General features: G+C 65.5%; 15 protein-coding genes and 2 tRNA genes. 10 read left to right on the top strand and 7 right to left on the bottom strand.

Annotated features, from left to right (window positions below; genetic code table 11):
- Positions 1 to 16: 16 nt before the first annotated feature.
- Entirely contained in the window at positions 17 to 325 is a 309-nt protein-coding gene (locus A9179_RS05015) for a YkgJ family cysteine cluster protein (RefSeq protein ID WP_187804740.1), read from the top strand.
- On the opposite strand, the gene A9179_RS05010 is transcribed toward A9179_RS05015, so the two are convergent.
- The 7 genes from A9179_RS05010 to hemA form a co-directional block, all read right to left on the bottom strand.
- Positions 316 to 1,014, bottom strand: coding sequence for a substrate-binding periplasmic protein (locus A9179_RS05010; RefSeq protein WP_187804739.1), 699 nt, complete (start codon positions 1,012 to 1,014; stop codon positions 316 to 318). The two genes, A9179_RS05015 and A9179_RS05010, sit on opposite strands and share 10 nt — an antisense overlap.
- A 108-nt stretch (positions 1,015 to 1,122) precedes the next feature.
- Positions 1,123 to 1,635, bottom strand: coding sequence for an acyloxyacyl hydrolase (locus A9179_RS05005; RefSeq protein ID WP_187804738.1), 513 nt, complete (start codon positions 1,633 to 1,635; stop codon positions 1,123 to 1,125).
- Positions 1,636 to 1,714: 79 nt separating this feature from the next.
- Entirely contained in the window at positions 1,715 to 2,524 is an 810-nt protein-coding gene (murI, locus tag A9179_RS05000; protein ID WP_187804737.1) for a glutamate racemase, read from the bottom strand.
- Positions 2,521 to 3,282 (bottom strand): molybdopterin-synthase adenylyltransferase MoeB, encoded by a 762-nt coding sequence (locus A9179_RS04995; RefSeq protein WP_187804736.1) that lies wholly within the window; start codon positions 3,280 to 3,282, stop codon positions 2,521 to 2,523. Before A9179_RS04995 ends, murI begins: the two co-directional genes overlap by 4 nt.
- Positions 3,279 to 4,109: a peptide chain release factor N(5)-glutamine methyltransferase gene (gene prmC / locus A9179_RS04990; protein ID WP_187804735.1), complete on the bottom strand. Its 831-nt coding sequence runs from the start codon at positions 4,107 to 4,109 to the stop codon at positions 3,279 to 3,281. The genes A9179_RS04995 and prmC overlap by 4 nt, the downstream gene beginning before the upstream one ends.
- A 51-nt stretch (positions 4,110 to 4,160) precedes the next feature.
- Positions 4,161 to 5,243: a peptide chain release factor 1 gene (gene prfA / locus A9179_RS04985; protein WP_187804734.1), complete on the bottom strand. Its 1,083-nt coding sequence runs from the start codon at positions 5,241 to 5,243 to the stop codon at positions 4,161 to 4,163.
- Complete coding sequence (gene hemA, locus A9179_RS04980; protein WP_187804733.1) at positions 5,240 to 6,508, bottom strand: glutamyl-tRNA reductase; 1,269 nt, start codon at positions 6,506 to 6,508, stop codon at positions 5,240 to 5,242. Before hemA ends, prfA begins: the two co-directional genes overlap by 4 nt.
- Positions 6,509 to 6,673: 165 nt before the next feature.
- On the opposite strand from hemA, the gene A9179_RS04975 reads away from it, so the two are divergent.
- The 9 genes from A9179_RS04975 (at position 6,674) to ychF (ending at position 13,706) form a co-directional block, all read left to right on the top strand.
- Positions 6,674 to 8,404 (top strand): tetratricopeptide repeat protein, encoded by a 1,731-nt coding sequence (locus tag A9179_RS04975; protein ID WP_187804732.1) that lies wholly within the window; start codon positions 6,674 to 6,676, stop codon positions 8,402 to 8,404.
- Between the two features lie 3 nt (positions 8,405 to 8,407).
- Complete coding sequence (gene lolB, locus A9179_RS04970) at positions 8,408 to 9,022, top strand: lipoprotein insertase outer membrane protein LolB (RefSeq protein ID WP_187804731.1); 615 nt, start codon at positions 8,408 to 8,410, stop codon at positions 9,020 to 9,022.
- A gap of 89 nt (positions 9,023 to 9,111) precedes the next feature.
- Positions 9,112 to 9,987 carry a 4-(cytidine 5'-diphospho)-2-C-methyl-D-erythritol kinase gene (ispE, locus tag A9179_RS04965; protein ID WP_187804730.1) on the top strand — a complete coding sequence of 292 codons (876 nt, stop codon included), beginning with the start codon at positions 9,112 to 9,114 and terminating at the stop codon, positions 9,985 to 9,987.
- Between the two features lie 26 nt (positions 9,988 to 10,013).
- Positions 10,014 to 10,088 (top strand) — tRNA-Gln (locus A9179_RS04960).
- 48 nt (positions 10,089 to 10,136) lie between these two features.
- A tRNA-Gln gene (locus tag A9179_RS04955) sits at positions 10,137 to 10,211 on the top strand.
- 82 nt (positions 10,212 to 10,293) lie between these two features.
- Positions 10,294 to 11,235, top strand: a complete 942-nt coding sequence (locus tag A9179_RS04950; protein ID WP_187804729.1) for a ribose-phosphate pyrophosphokinase — start codon at positions 10,294 to 10,296, stop codon at positions 11,233 to 11,235.
- A gap of 113 nt (positions 11,236 to 11,348) precedes the next feature.
- Positions 11,349 to 11,945, top strand: a complete 597-nt coding sequence (locus A9179_RS04945; RefSeq protein ID WP_187804728.1) for a 50S ribosomal protein L25/general stress protein Ctc — start codon at positions 11,349 to 11,351, stop codon at positions 11,943 to 11,945.
- Positions 11,946 to 11,981: 36 nt separating this feature from the next.
- Complete coding sequence (pth, locus tag A9179_RS04940; RefSeq protein ID WP_187804727.1) at positions 11,982 to 12,566, top strand: aminoacyl-tRNA hydrolase; 585 nt, start codon at positions 11,982 to 11,984, stop codon at positions 12,564 to 12,566.
- Positions 12,567 to 12,605: 39 nt separating this feature from the next.
- Positions 12,606 to 13,706 (top strand): redox-regulated ATPase YchF, encoded by a 1,101-nt coding sequence (ychF, locus tag A9179_RS04935; RefSeq protein ID WP_187804726.1) that lies wholly within the window; start codon positions 12,606 to 12,608, stop codon positions 13,704 to 13,706.
- Positions 13,707 to 13,712: the final 6 nt, after the last annotated feature.

Genomic DNA, 13,712 nt, shown 5'->3' with positions numbered 1-13,712 from the left:
CGTACACTGCGCGGCCATGAGCCAGATCCCCCTCACCCAACTTCCCGCCGAGCCCGCCGTCAGTTGCAGCAACTGCGCGGCCTGCTGCTGCCAGCTGGAAGTCATGCTGATCACCGACACCGGCGTGCCACCGCGCTTCATCGACACCGATGAGTGGGGTGGCGAAGTGATGCGCCGCCTGGATGACGGCTGGTGCGCGGCGCTGGATCGCGACAGCATGCGCTGCACCATCTACGAGGTGCGCCCGCTGATCTGCCGCGAGTTCGAGATGGGCTCGCCCGAGTGCGTGGAAGAACGCCACGGCATGCCCGCCATCTATCGCTGAGGCACCGCCATCTCGCCCACCGCCTGCTCGACGGCCTGGCGCACGGCCGGTGATGCCCGCCGCGAAAGGAACACCCAGAACGCACGATCGCGGGTCAGCACCAGGCTGTGGTAATCGGCCGGGTTCAACCCGGCCTGTTCGACGGCATAAGCGAGACCAGCATCGGTACCGCAAACGGCATCCAGGCGCTCGCTATTGAGCATGTTCAGACCACTGCTGTAGTTGTTCAGCTCATGCAGCACTTGCAGCTGCGGGCGGTAGCGCTGCAGTTCGAAACAGCCACCGCGCAGGCGCCCCAGGCGCAGGCCCTGCAAGACTCCGGGCAGCGGGCCGGTCAGCGGCTGGCGCGACAGCAGGATGGAGCTGCCGTACATGATAGGCCCCAGGCGGTCGGCCGCGCGCATCAGCGGCGCGGTCTCGAAGCCGATGGTGAGGTCGGCCCCGCCGTGCTCCAGCAGCAGTGCGATACGGGCAAAGGAGGTCAGTTCGATGTGCGCCGGGTAACCGGCGCGTGCAGCCAGCTCCTTGATCTTGTCCACATGCAGACCAACGATCTGCCCGGCGTCATTGCGGTAACTGAACGGCACCACATCGAACAGCACGGCACGCAGCTCCTGTGCCGCAAACAGCGGCGGGCAGGCAAGGCCCAGCAGCAGGGCTACGACAGGCAAGAGGTGTTTGTGCTTCATTCGACTGAGTCCATGACCAGCTGGCTCATTCCTCGAGGCTAGCGCAGTCGGCAGCCATGCAGGCACAAAAAACCGGGCGCATGGCCCGGTTTTCAGACGCACCTGGACTCAGAGGCTCATGCGGTAATGCAGGGTGTAGGCCTCGACCCCATCGTTGGGCTGCTTGATCCCGGCATTCGAGTAGTGCAGCACGCGCACGCCGATTTCCTGACCGGAGAAACGCAGGCCGGCGCCGAGGCGATCCTCGAACTGGAAGGACGAGCCCAGGTCGTTGTCCTCCAGATCGGTGTCGGCAAACAGCGCCACGCCAATGCCGCCCTCGATATAGGGTTTCACCGTGTCGCCGGCGAACTCGTAGACCAATACCGGGGAGAAGGAAATGCTGTGGTTGCTGGAGGTTTCATCGCCGTCCCAGAAGGTGTAGCCGGCGTCCCAGTAGCCGGTCAGGCGGCCCACATCGCTTTGCATCCAGCTCTGCTCCCAGTCCCATTGCGCGCCCAGGCGCAGCACGGTGGTGGACTCGCTGGACTGGCCAACGGCGGCAGTAAGGTCGACGGCCTGAGCGGACCAGCTAGCCAGGCCGAGGGCTGCAAATGCAGCCAGGGAAAGAATCTTGTTCATTGGCACTTCCCATATTCGTAAGTGGATTTCAACGAAACCGTACCAACGAGTATAGAAGTAATGGCTATGAGTAAAGCCGTCAGATCGATATTTCGGGCTCGACCAGCGCCTGCACCGCCAGCGCCTCCCCCCACAGCACCGGCAGCACCCGCTGCAGCTGTAGAGCGTCGCCGCTCGACCACAAGCGCGTCGGCTGCGCCTCGCCCGCCGGTGCGCGCAGGCCACGCTGATCCAGCAGGCTCTGCAGTTGGCGCGCCACCGCGGCACCGGTATCCACCAGGCTCACCGAGGCCGGCAGCAGCTCGCGCAGCAGCGGGCGAATAAAGGGGTAGTGGGTGCAGCCGAGGATCAGGGTGTCGCAGCCCTCGGCCAGCAGCGGTGCGACCCAGCCTTGCAGCAGTTCGCGGGTGCGCGGGCCGTCGAGGTCGCCGGCCTCGATCTGTTCCACCAGCCCCGGGCACGGCTGGGTGATGACCCGCACATCGCTGGCGAAGCGATCGAGCAAGGCGGCGAACTTGGCGCTCTTCAACGTGCCGGTGGTGGCCAGCACGCCGACCACGCCGCTGCGGGTAGCCGCTGCAGCCGGCTTGACCGCCGGCTCCATGCCGACGATGGGCAGCTCGGGGTAACGCTGGCGCAGCTCGGCCACGGCCGCCGCGGTGGCGGTATTGCAGGCCAGCACCAGAGCCTTGGCGCCCTGCTGCAGGAGAAACTCGGCAATCGTCTGGCTACGCGCACGGATGAACTCGGGACTCTTCTCGCCATAGGGCACATGGCCGCTGTCGGCGACGTAGAGCAGCGACTCGTCGGGCAGGCGCGCGCGAATCTCGCGCAGCACCGAGAGGCCGCCCACGCCGGAATCGAACACGCCCACCGGCGCGCTGCTCATGGCTGACCTCCGCACACGCTGCAGCCCGGATCGCGGCGCACGCGCAGTTCGCGAAAGCGCGAGCCGAGGGCGTCGATCAGCAGCAGGCGGCCCACCAGCGGCTCGCCGAAACCGGCCAGCAGCTTGAGCGCCTCCAGCGCCTGCAGGCTGCCCACCAGGCCCACCAGCGGGCCCGCTACCCCGGCCTCGCTGCAGGTCAGCTCGGCTTCGCTGCCGTGGCCGTACAGGCAGTGGTAGCAGGGGCTGTCGGCACGGCGCGGGTCGAACACCGCGAGCTGGCCTTCCAGGCGGATCGCCGCGCCACTCACCAGCGGCTTGCCGGCGGCCACACAGGCGGCGTTGACCGCCTCGCGGGTGGTGAAGTTGTCGCTGCAGTCCAGCACCAGATCCACCGCCGCCACGGCCACGGCCAGCGAGTCGGCATCCAGCGCCGCGCGCTGTGGCACCAGCTCGATCTGCGCATTGATGGCCGACAGGCGCGCCATGGCCGAGTCGACCTTGGCCACGCCGACCTGACTGGCGTCGTGGATGATCTGCCGCTGCAGGTTGCTCAGGTCGACCGTATCGAAGTCGGCCAGGTGCAGCTCGCCAACCCCGGCCGCAGCCAGGTACAGCGCCACCGGCGAGCCCAGGCCGCCAAGGCCGACGATCAGCACGCGGCTGCTTTTCAGGCGCAACTGGCCGGCGATATCGATCTGCGGCAGGAGGATCTGCCGGCTGTAGCGCAGCAGTTCGTCGTCTGTCAGTTCCAGGTTCATTGCGGCCACTGCCCCAGGGAAATGCGCTCATGCCCGCCCAGGTCGCGGCGGCTCTCCACCTGGCGGAAACCGGCGGCGCCCAGCAGGCCGCGCACTGCCTCGGCCTGATCATAGCCGTGCTCCAGCAGCAGCCAGCCGCCGGGTTCCAGGTGCGCCGGCGCCGCGGTGATTATCTGGCGAATGTCGTCCAGCCCGTCGGCACCGGACACCAGCGCACTGGCCGGCTCGAAGCGCACGTCGCCCTCGCCCAGGTGGCGGTCGCTGGCGGCGATATAGGGCGGGTTGCTGACGATCAGACTGAAGCGCTCGTCCACCAGCACGGCAAACCAGCTGCTCAGACGGAATTCGACATTGTTCAACTTGAGGCGCTGGCGATTGCGCTCGGCCAGGGCCACCGCCTCGGCCACCCGATCCACTCCGCTGACCCGCCAGCCGCCGCGCTCACTGGCCAGGGCCAGGGCAATGGCACCGCTGCCGGTACCGAGGTCGAGCACCCGCAACGGCGTGGCCGGCAGCAGGGCCAGAGCGGTTTCCACCAGCAGTTCGGTGTCCGGGCGGGGAATCAGGGTATGCGGCGCCACTTCCAGATCGAGCGTCCAGAAGCCCTGCTGACCGAGGATATAGGCCACCGGCTCGCCCGCCCGTCGGCGCGCCAGATGGGCAGCGAAGGCGGCCTGCTGCGCGGTGCTCGGCTCCTGTTCCGGCCAGGTACGCAGGTAGCTGCGCGACTTGCCCAGGGCGGCGGCCAGCAGCAGCTCGGCGTCCAGGCGGGCGCTGGGCGAGTCAGGCAGATCGGCGCTGTCGAGCAGGGATTGAATGGTGGCCATGCACAAGATCCTATGCCTTCAACGCCCTCTCCCGCAGGAGAGAGATGCAAATCAGTCGCCCAGGGCGGCCAACTGGTCGGCCTGGTATTCCTGCAACAGCGGCTCGATCACCGCGTCCACGCCGCCAGCCAGCACATCGTCGAGGGCGTAGAGGGTCAGGTTGACGCGGTGGTCGGTGACTCGCCCCTGGGGGAAGTTGTAGGTGCGAATGCGTTCGGAACGGTCGCCGGAGCCGACCAGCAGCTTGCGCGTGTCGGAAATTTCCTTGTGCGCGGCGGCGTCCTGCTTGTCCTGCAGCTTGGCCGCCAGCCAGGCCATGGCCTTGGCGCGGTTCTTGTGCTGCGAGCGCTCTTCCTGGCATTCGACCACCATGCCGGTGGGCAAGTGGGTAATGCGGATGGCCGAGTCGGTCTTGTTCACATGCTGGCCGCCGGCGCCGGAGGAGCGGTAGGTGTCGATGCGCAGGTCGGCCGGGTTGATCTCGATGGCCTGCTGCTCGTCCGGCTCGGGCAATACCGCCACGGTGCAGGCCGAGGTGTGGATGCGGCCCTGGGACTCGGTTTCCGGCACGCGCTGCACACGGTGGGCGCCGGACTCGAACTTGAGCTTGGCGTAGACATTGTCGCCTTCCACCCGCGAGATCACTTCCTTATAGCCACCATGCTCGCCGGGGTTCTCGGAGAGGATCTCGACCCGCCAGCCCTGCTTCTCGGCATAGCGCGAATACATGCGGAACAGGTCGCCGGAGAAGATCGCCGCCTCGTCGCCGCCGGTACCGGCGCGGATCTCCAGGAACACGTTGCGCCCGTCGTTGGGATCCTTGGGCAGCAGCATGCGCTGCAGGCGGTCTTCCAGTTCGGCCAGCACGGTCTTGGCCTGGGCCACTTCCTCTTCGGCCATCTCGCGCAGATCCGGGTCGTTGTCCTTGAGCAGCGCCTGGGCGCCCTCCAGATCGGCCTGCACCTTGCGGAACTCGCGCAGCGCCAGGATCACCGGCTCGACCTCGGCATACTCCTTGGAATAGGCGCGGAACTGGTTCTGGTTGCTGATCACCTCGGCATCGCCGAGCAGCGCGGTGAGCTCGTCGAAGCGGTCGTTGAGGGTATCGAGCTTGTTCAGCAGGGAGGCTTTCATGATTTGCTCGGGCCCTCGTCGAGGGCAAACAGTTCCTGGGCCACGGCCAGCGCTTCGAAGCGGCCGTCGGCGGAGATTTTCTTCAGCTGCACGCTGGGTGCGTGCAGCAGCTTGTTGGTCAGGCCGCGGGCCAGCTGGGCCAATACGTCTTCGGCGGAACTGCCGGCGGCCAGCAGGCGCTGGGCCTTGGCCAGCTCCTCGTCGCGCAGGCGCTCGGCCTGCTGGCGATAGGCCTTGAGCACATCCACCGCAGCCAGCGCGCGCAGGCGCTGCATGAAGTCGTCGGCGCCGGCGGACACCAGCTCCTCGGCGGCCTGGGCTGCACCCTGGCGGCTCTTGAGGTTTTCCTCGATGACCTCGTGAAGGTCGTCGACGGTATACAGGTAGACGTCATCCAGCTCGCCGACTTCCGGCTCGATGTCGCGCGGCACGGCGATGTCGACCATGAAGATCGGCTTGTGCTTGCGCTGCTTCAGCGCCCGCTCGACCGCGCCCTTGCCGAGAATCGGCAGCTGGCTGGCGGTAGAGCTGATAACGATGTCGCTGTTGACCAGTTCCTGGGGAATATCGGCCAGCAGCACGGCATGCGCGCCGAACTGCTCGGCCAGCTGGCTGGCGCGCTCGAGGGTACGGTTGGCCACCACGATGCGCTTGATGCCCTGGTCGTGCAGGTGGCGGGCGACCAGGCTGATGGTCTCGCCGGCACCGATCAGCAGGGCCTGGCTGCGGTGCAGGTTGGCGAAGATCTGCTTGGCCAGGCTGACCGCAGCAAAGGCCACCGACACCGGGTTCTCGCCAATGGCAGTGTCGGTACGCACGGTCTTGGCGGTGCTGAAGGTGGCCTGGAACAGGCGGCCCAGCAGCGGGCCGACGGTGCCGGCCTCGCGCGCCACGGCATAGGCCGATTTCATCTGGCCGAGAATCTGCGGCTCGCCGAGCACCATGGAGTCGAGCCCGGAAGCCACGCGCATCATGTGACGCACGGCCGAATCGTCCTGGTGCACATAGGCACAGGCGCGCAGGTCATCGATATTCAGGCGGTGGTAGTCGGCCAGCCAGCGCAGCACATCGTCGGCGGCCAGCTCGTCCTGCTCCAGGTACAGCTCGCTGCGGTTGCAGGTCGAGAGGATCGCCGCCTCCCGGCTGGGCGTGCTGCGGCACAGCAACTGCAAGGCCTCGACCAGTTGCTCGGGGGTAAAGGCCACGCGCTCGCGGACGTCCACCGAGGCGGTCTTGTGGTTGATACCGAGGGCGAGAAAAGCCATGCAGGGTCGCTAAAGGAAACGGGATAACGGGCAATTGTCCTACGTCACCGGGGCGAGAACAACTGTCGCCGACTATTGTCCTTGTAGGAATGGCCCGGCCCCATTGGGCTTGCCAGAGTGCTTGTGTCATGATGACCGCACCGCAGGTTAGTCGCATTTTCCCTCATGAATAAATCCTTCGCGTTGCTGACCGCCCTTCTGTTCATTGGCGGCTGCCAGACACTGGCCCCCTCTGCGCCGGACGGCACCCCGCCGGTTGAAGACAGCGCCGCCGCCCAGGCTCCGGCCAAACCCAAGGTCTATGCCTCGTTCAGCGAGGAGACCCTGTACAGCCTGCTGGCCGCCGAGCTGGCCGGGCAGCGCAACCGCTTCGACATTGCCCTCGGCAACTATGTACAGCAGGCCAATGCCACCCAGGATCCCGCCGTCGCCGAGCGCGCCTTCCGCATCGCCGAGTACCTCGGCGCGGAGCAGGCGGCCCTCGACACCGCCCTGATCTGGTCGAAGAACGCCCCCGACAGCCTCGACGCGCAGCGCGCCGCCGCCGTGCAGCTGGCCCGCGCCGGGCGCTACGACGAATCCATGAGTTATATGGAGAAGGTGCTGCAGAAACAGGGCGACACCCACTTCGACTTCCTCGCCCTGTCCGCCGCGGAAACCGACCCGGATACCCGCGCCGGCCTGCTGCAGAGCTTCGACCGCCTGCTGGTAAAATACCCGGAGAACGGCCAGCTGCTGTTCGGCAAGGCCCTGCTGCTGCACCAGGATGGCCGCCCGCAGGAAGCCCTGGAGCTGCTCGAAGCGCACCAGGCGAGCGAGCAGGAAGTGCCACCGCTGCTACTGCGCGCGCGTCTGCTGCAAGGCCTGGAGCGCGGCGAGGAAGCCCTGCCGCTGCTGAAGAAAGGCATCGAGCAGCACCCCGACGACAAGCGTCTGCGCCTGGCCTACGCCCGCCAGCTGGTCGAACTGGAGCGCCTGGACGAGGCCAAGAGCGAGTTCGCCGGCCTGCTCCAGCAGTACCCGGATGACGATGACCTGCGTTTCTCCCTGGCCCTGGTCTGCCTGGAAGACCAGGACTGGGACGAAGCCTCGGTGTATCTGGAGGAGCTGGTGGCGCGCAACAGCCATGTCGACGCCGCCCATTTCAACCTCGGCCACATCTACGAACAGCGCAAGGATCCGGAAAGCGCGCTGATCGAATACGCCCTGGTCGGCCCCGGCAACGACTACCTGGCAGCCCAGCAGCGGCAGACCGACATCCTCCTCGACAGCAACCGTGCCGAGCAGGCCGCCAGTCGCCTGAACAAGGCCCGGGAAAACCAGCCGGACTACGCCATCCAGCTCTACCTGTTGGAGTCCGAGGCCCTGGCCAAGCGCCAGCGCCTGGAGCAGTCCTGGCAGGTCATCGAGCAGGGGCTGCAGCAGTTCCCCAACGACACCAACCTGCTCTACACCCGCGCCATGCTCGCCGAGAAACGCGACGACCTGCCCGGCCTGGAGCGCGACCTGCGCAACATCATCGCCCGCGAGCCGGACAACGCCACCGCGCTCAACGCCCTCGGCTACACCCTGGCCGACCGCACCACCCGCTACGCCGAGGCCCGCGAGCTGATCGCCAAGGCCCACCAGCTCAACCCGGACGACCCGGCGACCCTGGACAGCCTGGGCTGGGTCAATTACCGCCTGGGCAACCTCGACGAGGCCGAGCGCTACCTGCGCCAGGCCCTGGACAAGTTCCCCGACCACGAAGTCGCCGCCCACCTGGGCGAAGTGCTGTGGGCCCAGGGCAAGCAGCGCGAGGCCCGCAAGGTGTGGGCCAGTGCCCTCGACGCCCAGCCCGACAGCCCCATCCTGCGCGACACCCTGTTGCGCCTGACCGGTTCCGAGAAGCTCTGATTCATGTTGCGCCACCTGATCGTTTTCAGCCTGCTCACCCTGCTCGCCGGCTGCACCGGCCTCACCAGTCGCGAAGCCATCGAAGGCCAGGGCGACGCGCAACTGTGGAAGGCGCACAAGGCGCAGATCGCCAGCCTCGACGGCTGGCAGATCAGCGGCAAGGTCGGTATCCGTGCTCCCAAGGACTCCGGTAGCGGCACCCTGTTCTGGCTGCAGCGCCAGGATTACTACGACATTCGCCTGTCCGGCCCGCTGGGCCGTGGCGCCGCCCGCCTGACCGGCCGCGAGGGCAAGATCCTGCTGGAAGTGGCCAACCAGGGCCGCTACGAAGCCGAGTCCCCCGAGGCCCTGCTGGAAGAGAAACTCGGCTGGCGCCTGCCGGTGTCCCATCTGCAGTGGTGGGTGCGCGGCCTGCCAGCCCCGGGCAGCCGCAGCACCGTGACCCTCGACGGCAACAGCCAGCTGGCGCGCCTGCGCCAGGACAACTGGGACGTGGAATACCTCAGCTACGTCGAGCAGAACGGCTACAGCCTGCCGGAGCGCATCAAGCTGCACGGCGAGAACCTCGACGTGACCCTGGTGATCAAGGACTGGCAGCCACGCCAGCTCGGCCAGTAATCGCCCCGCCCCCATCCGCAGGTGCGCGCCACTCCGCCCCTGCCAACGCGTCGCGAGCCGCGCTCGCCCCACCCAGCGCCGCAGAAGCCATGACCACCCCAGCCATTCCCGACCACGCCGAACTGATCCTGCCCGCGCCGGCCAAGCTCAACCTGATGCTGCATATCCTCGGCCGCCGCGCCGACGGTTATCACGAGCTGCAGACCCTGTTCCAGTTCCTCGACCACGGCGACCTGCTGGGCTTCTCGCTGCGTAACGACGGCGTCATCCAGCTGCGCACCGAGGTTCCCGGCGTCCCCCACGACAGCAACCTGATCGTGCGCGCCGCACGCCAGCTGCAGCAGCAGTCCGGCACTGCCCTGGGCGCCGATATCTGGCTGGACAAGCGCCTGCCCATGGGCGGCGGCATCGGCGGTGGCAGCTCGGATGCGGCCACCACCCTGCTCGGCCTCAACCATCTGTGGCAGCTGGACTGGGACGAGGAACGCCTGGCCGGCCTCGGCCTCGGCCTGGGTGCCGACGTGCCGGTATTCGTGCGCGGCCGCGCGGCGTTTGCCGAAGGCGTGGGCGAGCGCCTGATCCCGGTCGAGCTGGCGGAGCCCTGGTTCCTGGTGGCCATTCCACCGGTCAGCGTGAGCACCGCGGAAGTTTTTGCCGATCCCGAGTTGACACGTAATACAGCGGCCATTACAGTTCGCAGCCTTCCCGAGGGGGGCGGTCATAACGACTGCCAACTGGTTGTCGAGAAGCGCTACCCAGAAGTGCGTAACGCCCTGAAATTGCTGAACAAATTTGTTCATGCAAAGATGACCGGAACCGGAGCTTGTGTGTTTGGGAGCTTCCCAAATAAAGGCGATGCTGATAAAGTCTCGCGCCAACTTCCGGCCACTCTGCCAAGTTTCGTCGCTCGCGGCTGCAATCGGTCTCCGTTGCACCAACAGCTCGAAAGCAGGTCAAGGAAGTGAATGCCTAGCATTCGGTTATACGATACAGGGGCGTCGCCAAGCGGTAAGGCAGCAGGTTTTGATCCTGCCATGCGTTGGTTCGAATCCAGCCGCCCCTGCCATAACCTCCCAGAGGTTGCATAACCAGCTCTGCGTTCAACTTACTCTACAGGGGCGTCGCCAAGCGGTAAGGCAGCAGGTTTTGATCCTGCCATGCGTTGGTTCGAATCCAGCCGCCCCTGCCATACACTCGAAAGCTGTTCAGAAAGCCGAGCTTTTTGAACAGCTTTTTAATTCATCGGGCCCACTCCCAGGCAGGTACTGCGCGTGTCCAAGATGATGGTCTTCACGGGGAATGCTAACCCCGACCTGGCGCGCCGTATCGTGCGTCAGCTGCACATCCCCCTCGGCGATGCCTCCGTAGGCAAATTCTCCGACGGCGAAATCAGCGCTGAAATCAATGAAAACGTTCGTGGCAAGGACGTCTTCATCATTCAGCCGACCTGTGCACCGACTAACGACAACCTGATGGAACTGGTGGTGATGGCTGACGCCTTCCGCCGCTCCTCGGCTTCGCGTATCACCGCAGTCATCCCCTACTTCGGCTATGCCCGCCAGGATCGCCGTCCGCGTTCCGCCCGCGTGGCCATCAGCGCCAAGGTAGTGGCCGACATGCTGACCGTGGTCGGTATCGACCGCGTGCTCACCGTTGACCTGCACGCCGACCAGATCCAGGGCTTCTTCGACATCCCGGTAGACAACATCTACGGTTCGCCAGTGCTGGTGGACGATATCGAAGACCAGCGTTTCGACAACCTGATGATCGTCTCCCCGGACATCGGCGGCGTAGTGCGTGCACGCGCCGTGGCCAAGTCCCTGGGCGTCGATCTGGCGATCATCGACAAGCGTCGCGAGAAAGCCAACCACTCCGAAGTGATGCACATCATCGGTGACGTGGAAGGCCGCACCTGCGTACTGGTCGACGACATGGTCGATACCGCCGGCACCCTCTGCCACGCCGCCAAGGCGCTGAAAGAGCACGGCGCGTCCAAGGTCTACGCCTACGCCACCCACCCGGTGCTGTCGGGCCGCGCCATCGAGAACATCGAGAACTCCGTGCTGGACGCCCTGGTGGTGACCAACACCATCCCGCTGTCTGCCGCGGCGCAAGCCTGCCCGCGCATCCGCCAGCTGGACATGGCTGCTGTTGTCGCTGAAGCGGTACGCCGCATCAGCAATGAAGAATCGATCAGCGCGATGTTCCGCTAACCGCGAACACGCCCTGAGCGACAAGTGCCCCGCCGTGTGCGGGGCTTTTTGCCCTACCGTCCGCACGCTGGTCGCAAGCGCTTCGGACGGTTTGGTTTATTTGGAGAAGTGTAATGACTAATTTTGCCCTGAATGCCGAAGTGCGTTCCGACCTGGGGAAAGGTGCGAGCCGCCGCCTGCGTCGTAACGAGAACCTGGTTCCGGCCGTAATCTACGGCGGCGAGAAACCGGCTCAATCCATCAGCCTGCTGGCCAAAGACCTGGCCAAGCTGCTGGAAAACGAAGCTGCCTTCAGCCACGTGCTGACCCTGAACATTGCCAGCGGCGCCGAAAGCGTTGTGATCAAGGCTCTGCAGCGTCACCCGGCCAAAGGCTACGTGCTGCACGCTGACTTCGTTCGCGTCGTTGCCGGCCAGAAACTGAACGCCCACGTTCCCCTGCACTTCATCAACGAAGCCAGCTCCGTTGGCGTGAAGCAGCAAGGTGGCGAAGTTTCCCACACCATCTCCGAAGTCGAAGTTTCCTGCCAGCCGCAAGACCTGCCGGAATTCATCGAAGTCGACCTGGCTAAAGTGGAAGTCGGTCAGATCGTTCACCTGTCCGACCTGGCCCTGCCGAAAGGCGTCGAGCTGGTGGCCCTGGCCCACGGCAACGACCTGGCTGTTGCCAACATCCACGCCTCCCGCGTGAAGGAAGACAGCGCCGAGTAATATTCTCGCCGCTCTTCCACAATAAGGGCTCCTGACGTGACTGCCATTCAACTGATCGTCGGCCTGGGTAATCCAGGCCCTGAGTACGACCAGACCCGGCATAACGCAGGAGCCCTTTTTGTTGAGCGCCTGGCCGAACGCGAACGCGCCAGCCTGAGCCTCGACAAAAAGTATTTTGGCCTGGTGGGTAAATTCAGCCATCAGGGCCGCGATGTTCGTCTGCTCATCCCCACCACCTACATGAACCGCAGCGGCCAGGCCGTGGCGGCATTGGCGAATTTCTTCCGGATCAGTCCGGACGCCATTCTGGTGGCCCACGACGAACTCGACATGCCACCCGGCGTCGCCAAGCTCAAACAGGGCGGCGGGCACGGTGGGCACAACGGGCTGCGCGACATCATTGCCCAGCTCGGCAATCAGAACAGCTTCCACCGCCTGCGCCTCGGCATTGGCCACCCCGGCCACGCCAGCCTGGTTTCCGGCTTCGTCCTCGGCCGCGCCCCGCGCAGCGAGCAGGAGCTGCTGGACAAGAGCGTCGACTTCGCCCTGGGCGTAGTGCCCGAGATGCTCGCCGGCGACTGGACAAAGGCCATGCAGAAACTGCACAGCCAGAAAGCCTGACCCCTTTTCACCGAAATTCATCTCCGCGAGGGATACACCATGGGATTCAACTGCGGCATCGTCGGCCTGCCCAACGTCGGCAAGTCCACCCTGTTCAACGCCCTCACCAAATCCGGTATCGCGGCAGAGAACTTCCCCTTCTGCACCATCGAGCCGAACAGCGGCATCGTGCCGATGCCCGACCCTCGCCTGGCGGCACTGGCGGCCATCGTCAATCCCGAGCGCATCCTGCCGACCACCATGGAGTTCGTCGACATCGCCGGCCTGGTCGAAGGCGCCTCCAAGGGTGAAGGCCTGGGCAACAAGTTCCTCGCCAACATCCGCGAGACCGACGCCATCGCCCACGTCGTGCGCTGCTTCGAAGACGACAACGTGATCCACGTGTCCAACAGCGTCGACCCCAAGCGCGACATCGAGATCATCGAGCTGGAACTGATCTTCGCCGACCTCGACAGCTGCGAGAAGCAACTGCAGAAGGTCAGCCGCAACGCCAAGGGCGGTGACAAGGATGCCGTGGCGCAGAAAGGCCTGCTGGAGAAGCTGATCCCCCACTTCACCGAAGGCAAGCCGGCGCGCACCCTGCTGAAGACCCTCGGTGACGACGAGAAGCAACTGGTACGCAGCTTCCACCTGCTCACCAGCAAGCCGGTGATGTACATCGCCAACGTCGCCGAAGACGGCTTCGACAACAACCCGCTGCTCGACGTGGTCAAGGCCATCGCCGCCGAAGAAGGCGCCGTGGTGGTGCCGGTGTGCAACAAGATCGAGGCGGAAATCGCCGAGCTCGACGACGGCGAAGAGAAGGACATGTTCCTCGAATCCCTCGGCCTCGAAGAGCCGGGCCTGAACCGCGTGATCCGCGCCGGTTACGAACTGCTCAACCTGCAGACCTACTTCACCGCCGGGGTGAAAGAAGTGCGCGCCTGGACCGTCAAGGTCGGCGCCACCGCTCCGCAGGCCGCTGGCGTGATCCACACCGACTTCGAGAAAGGTTTCATCCGCGCCGAAGTGGTGGCCTACAACGACTTCATCCAATTCAAGGGCGAAGGCGGTGCCAAGGAAGCCGGCAAATGGCGCCTGGAAGGCAAGGAATACATCGTCAAGGACGGCGACGTGATGCACTTCCGCTTCAACGTCTAACGCAGC

Source organism: Pseudomonas alcaligenes, assembly GCF_014490745.1.
GTDB classification, from domain to species: domain Bacteria; phylum Pseudomonadota; class Gammaproteobacteria; order Pseudomonadales; family Pseudomonadaceae; genus Aquipseudomonas; species Aquipseudomonas alcaligenes_C.
This window is presented reverse-complemented; position numbering and strand designations above follow the sequence as displayed.

Excerpts from the sequence above, each read along its gene's own strand:
- A9179_RS05010 (WP_187804739.1), bottom strand. The coding sequence starts at position 1,014 with ATGAAGCACAAACACCTCTTGCCTGTCGTAGCCCTGCTGCTGGGCCTT.
- A9179_RS05005 (WP_187804738.1), bottom strand. The coding sequence starts at position 1,635 with ATGAACAAGATTCTTTCCCTGGCTGCATTTGCAGCCCTCGGCCTGGCT.
- ychF (WP_187804726.1), top strand. The coding sequence starts at position 12,606 with ATGGGATTCAACTGCGGCATCGTCGGCCTGCCCAACGTCGGCAAGTCC.
- murI (WP_187804737.1), bottom strand. The coding sequence starts at position 2,524 with ATGAGCAGCGCGCCGGTGGGCGTGTTCGATTCCGGCGTGGGCGGCCTC.
- prmC (WP_187804735.1), bottom strand. The coding sequence starts at position 4,109 with ATGGCCACCATTCAATCCCTGCTCGACAGCGCCGATCTGCCTGACTCG.
- hemA (WP_187804733.1), bottom strand. The coding sequence starts at position 6,508 with ATGGCTTTTCTCGCCCTCGGTATCAACCACAAGACCGCCTCGGTGGAC.
- A9179_RS04945 (WP_187804728.1), top strand. The coding sequence starts at position 11,349 with ATGACTAATTTTGCCCTGAATGCCGAAGTGCGTTCCGACCTGGGGAAA.
- lolB (WP_187804731.1), top strand. The coding sequence starts at position 8,408 with ATGTTGCGCCACCTGATCGTTTTCAGCCTGCTCACCCTGCTCGCCGGC.
- A9179_RS05015 (WP_187804740.1), top strand. The coding sequence starts at position 17 with ATGAGCCAGATCCCCCTCACCCAACTTCCCGCCGAGCCCGCCGTCAGT.
- prfA (WP_187804734.1), bottom strand. The coding sequence starts at position 5,243 with ATGAAAGCCTCCCTGCTGAACAAGCTCGATACCCTCAACGACCGCTTC.
- A9179_RS04995 (WP_187804736.1), bottom strand. The coding sequence starts at position 3,282 with ATGAACCTGGAACTGACAGACGACGAACTGCTGCGCTACAGCCGGCAG.
- ispE (WP_187804730.1), top strand. The coding sequence starts at position 9,112 with ATGACCACCCCAGCCATTCCCGACCACGCCGAACTGATCCTGCCCGCG.
- A9179_RS04975 (WP_187804732.1), top strand. The coding sequence starts at position 6,674 with ATGAATAAATCCTTCGCGTTGCTGACCGCCCTTCTGTTCATTGGCGGC.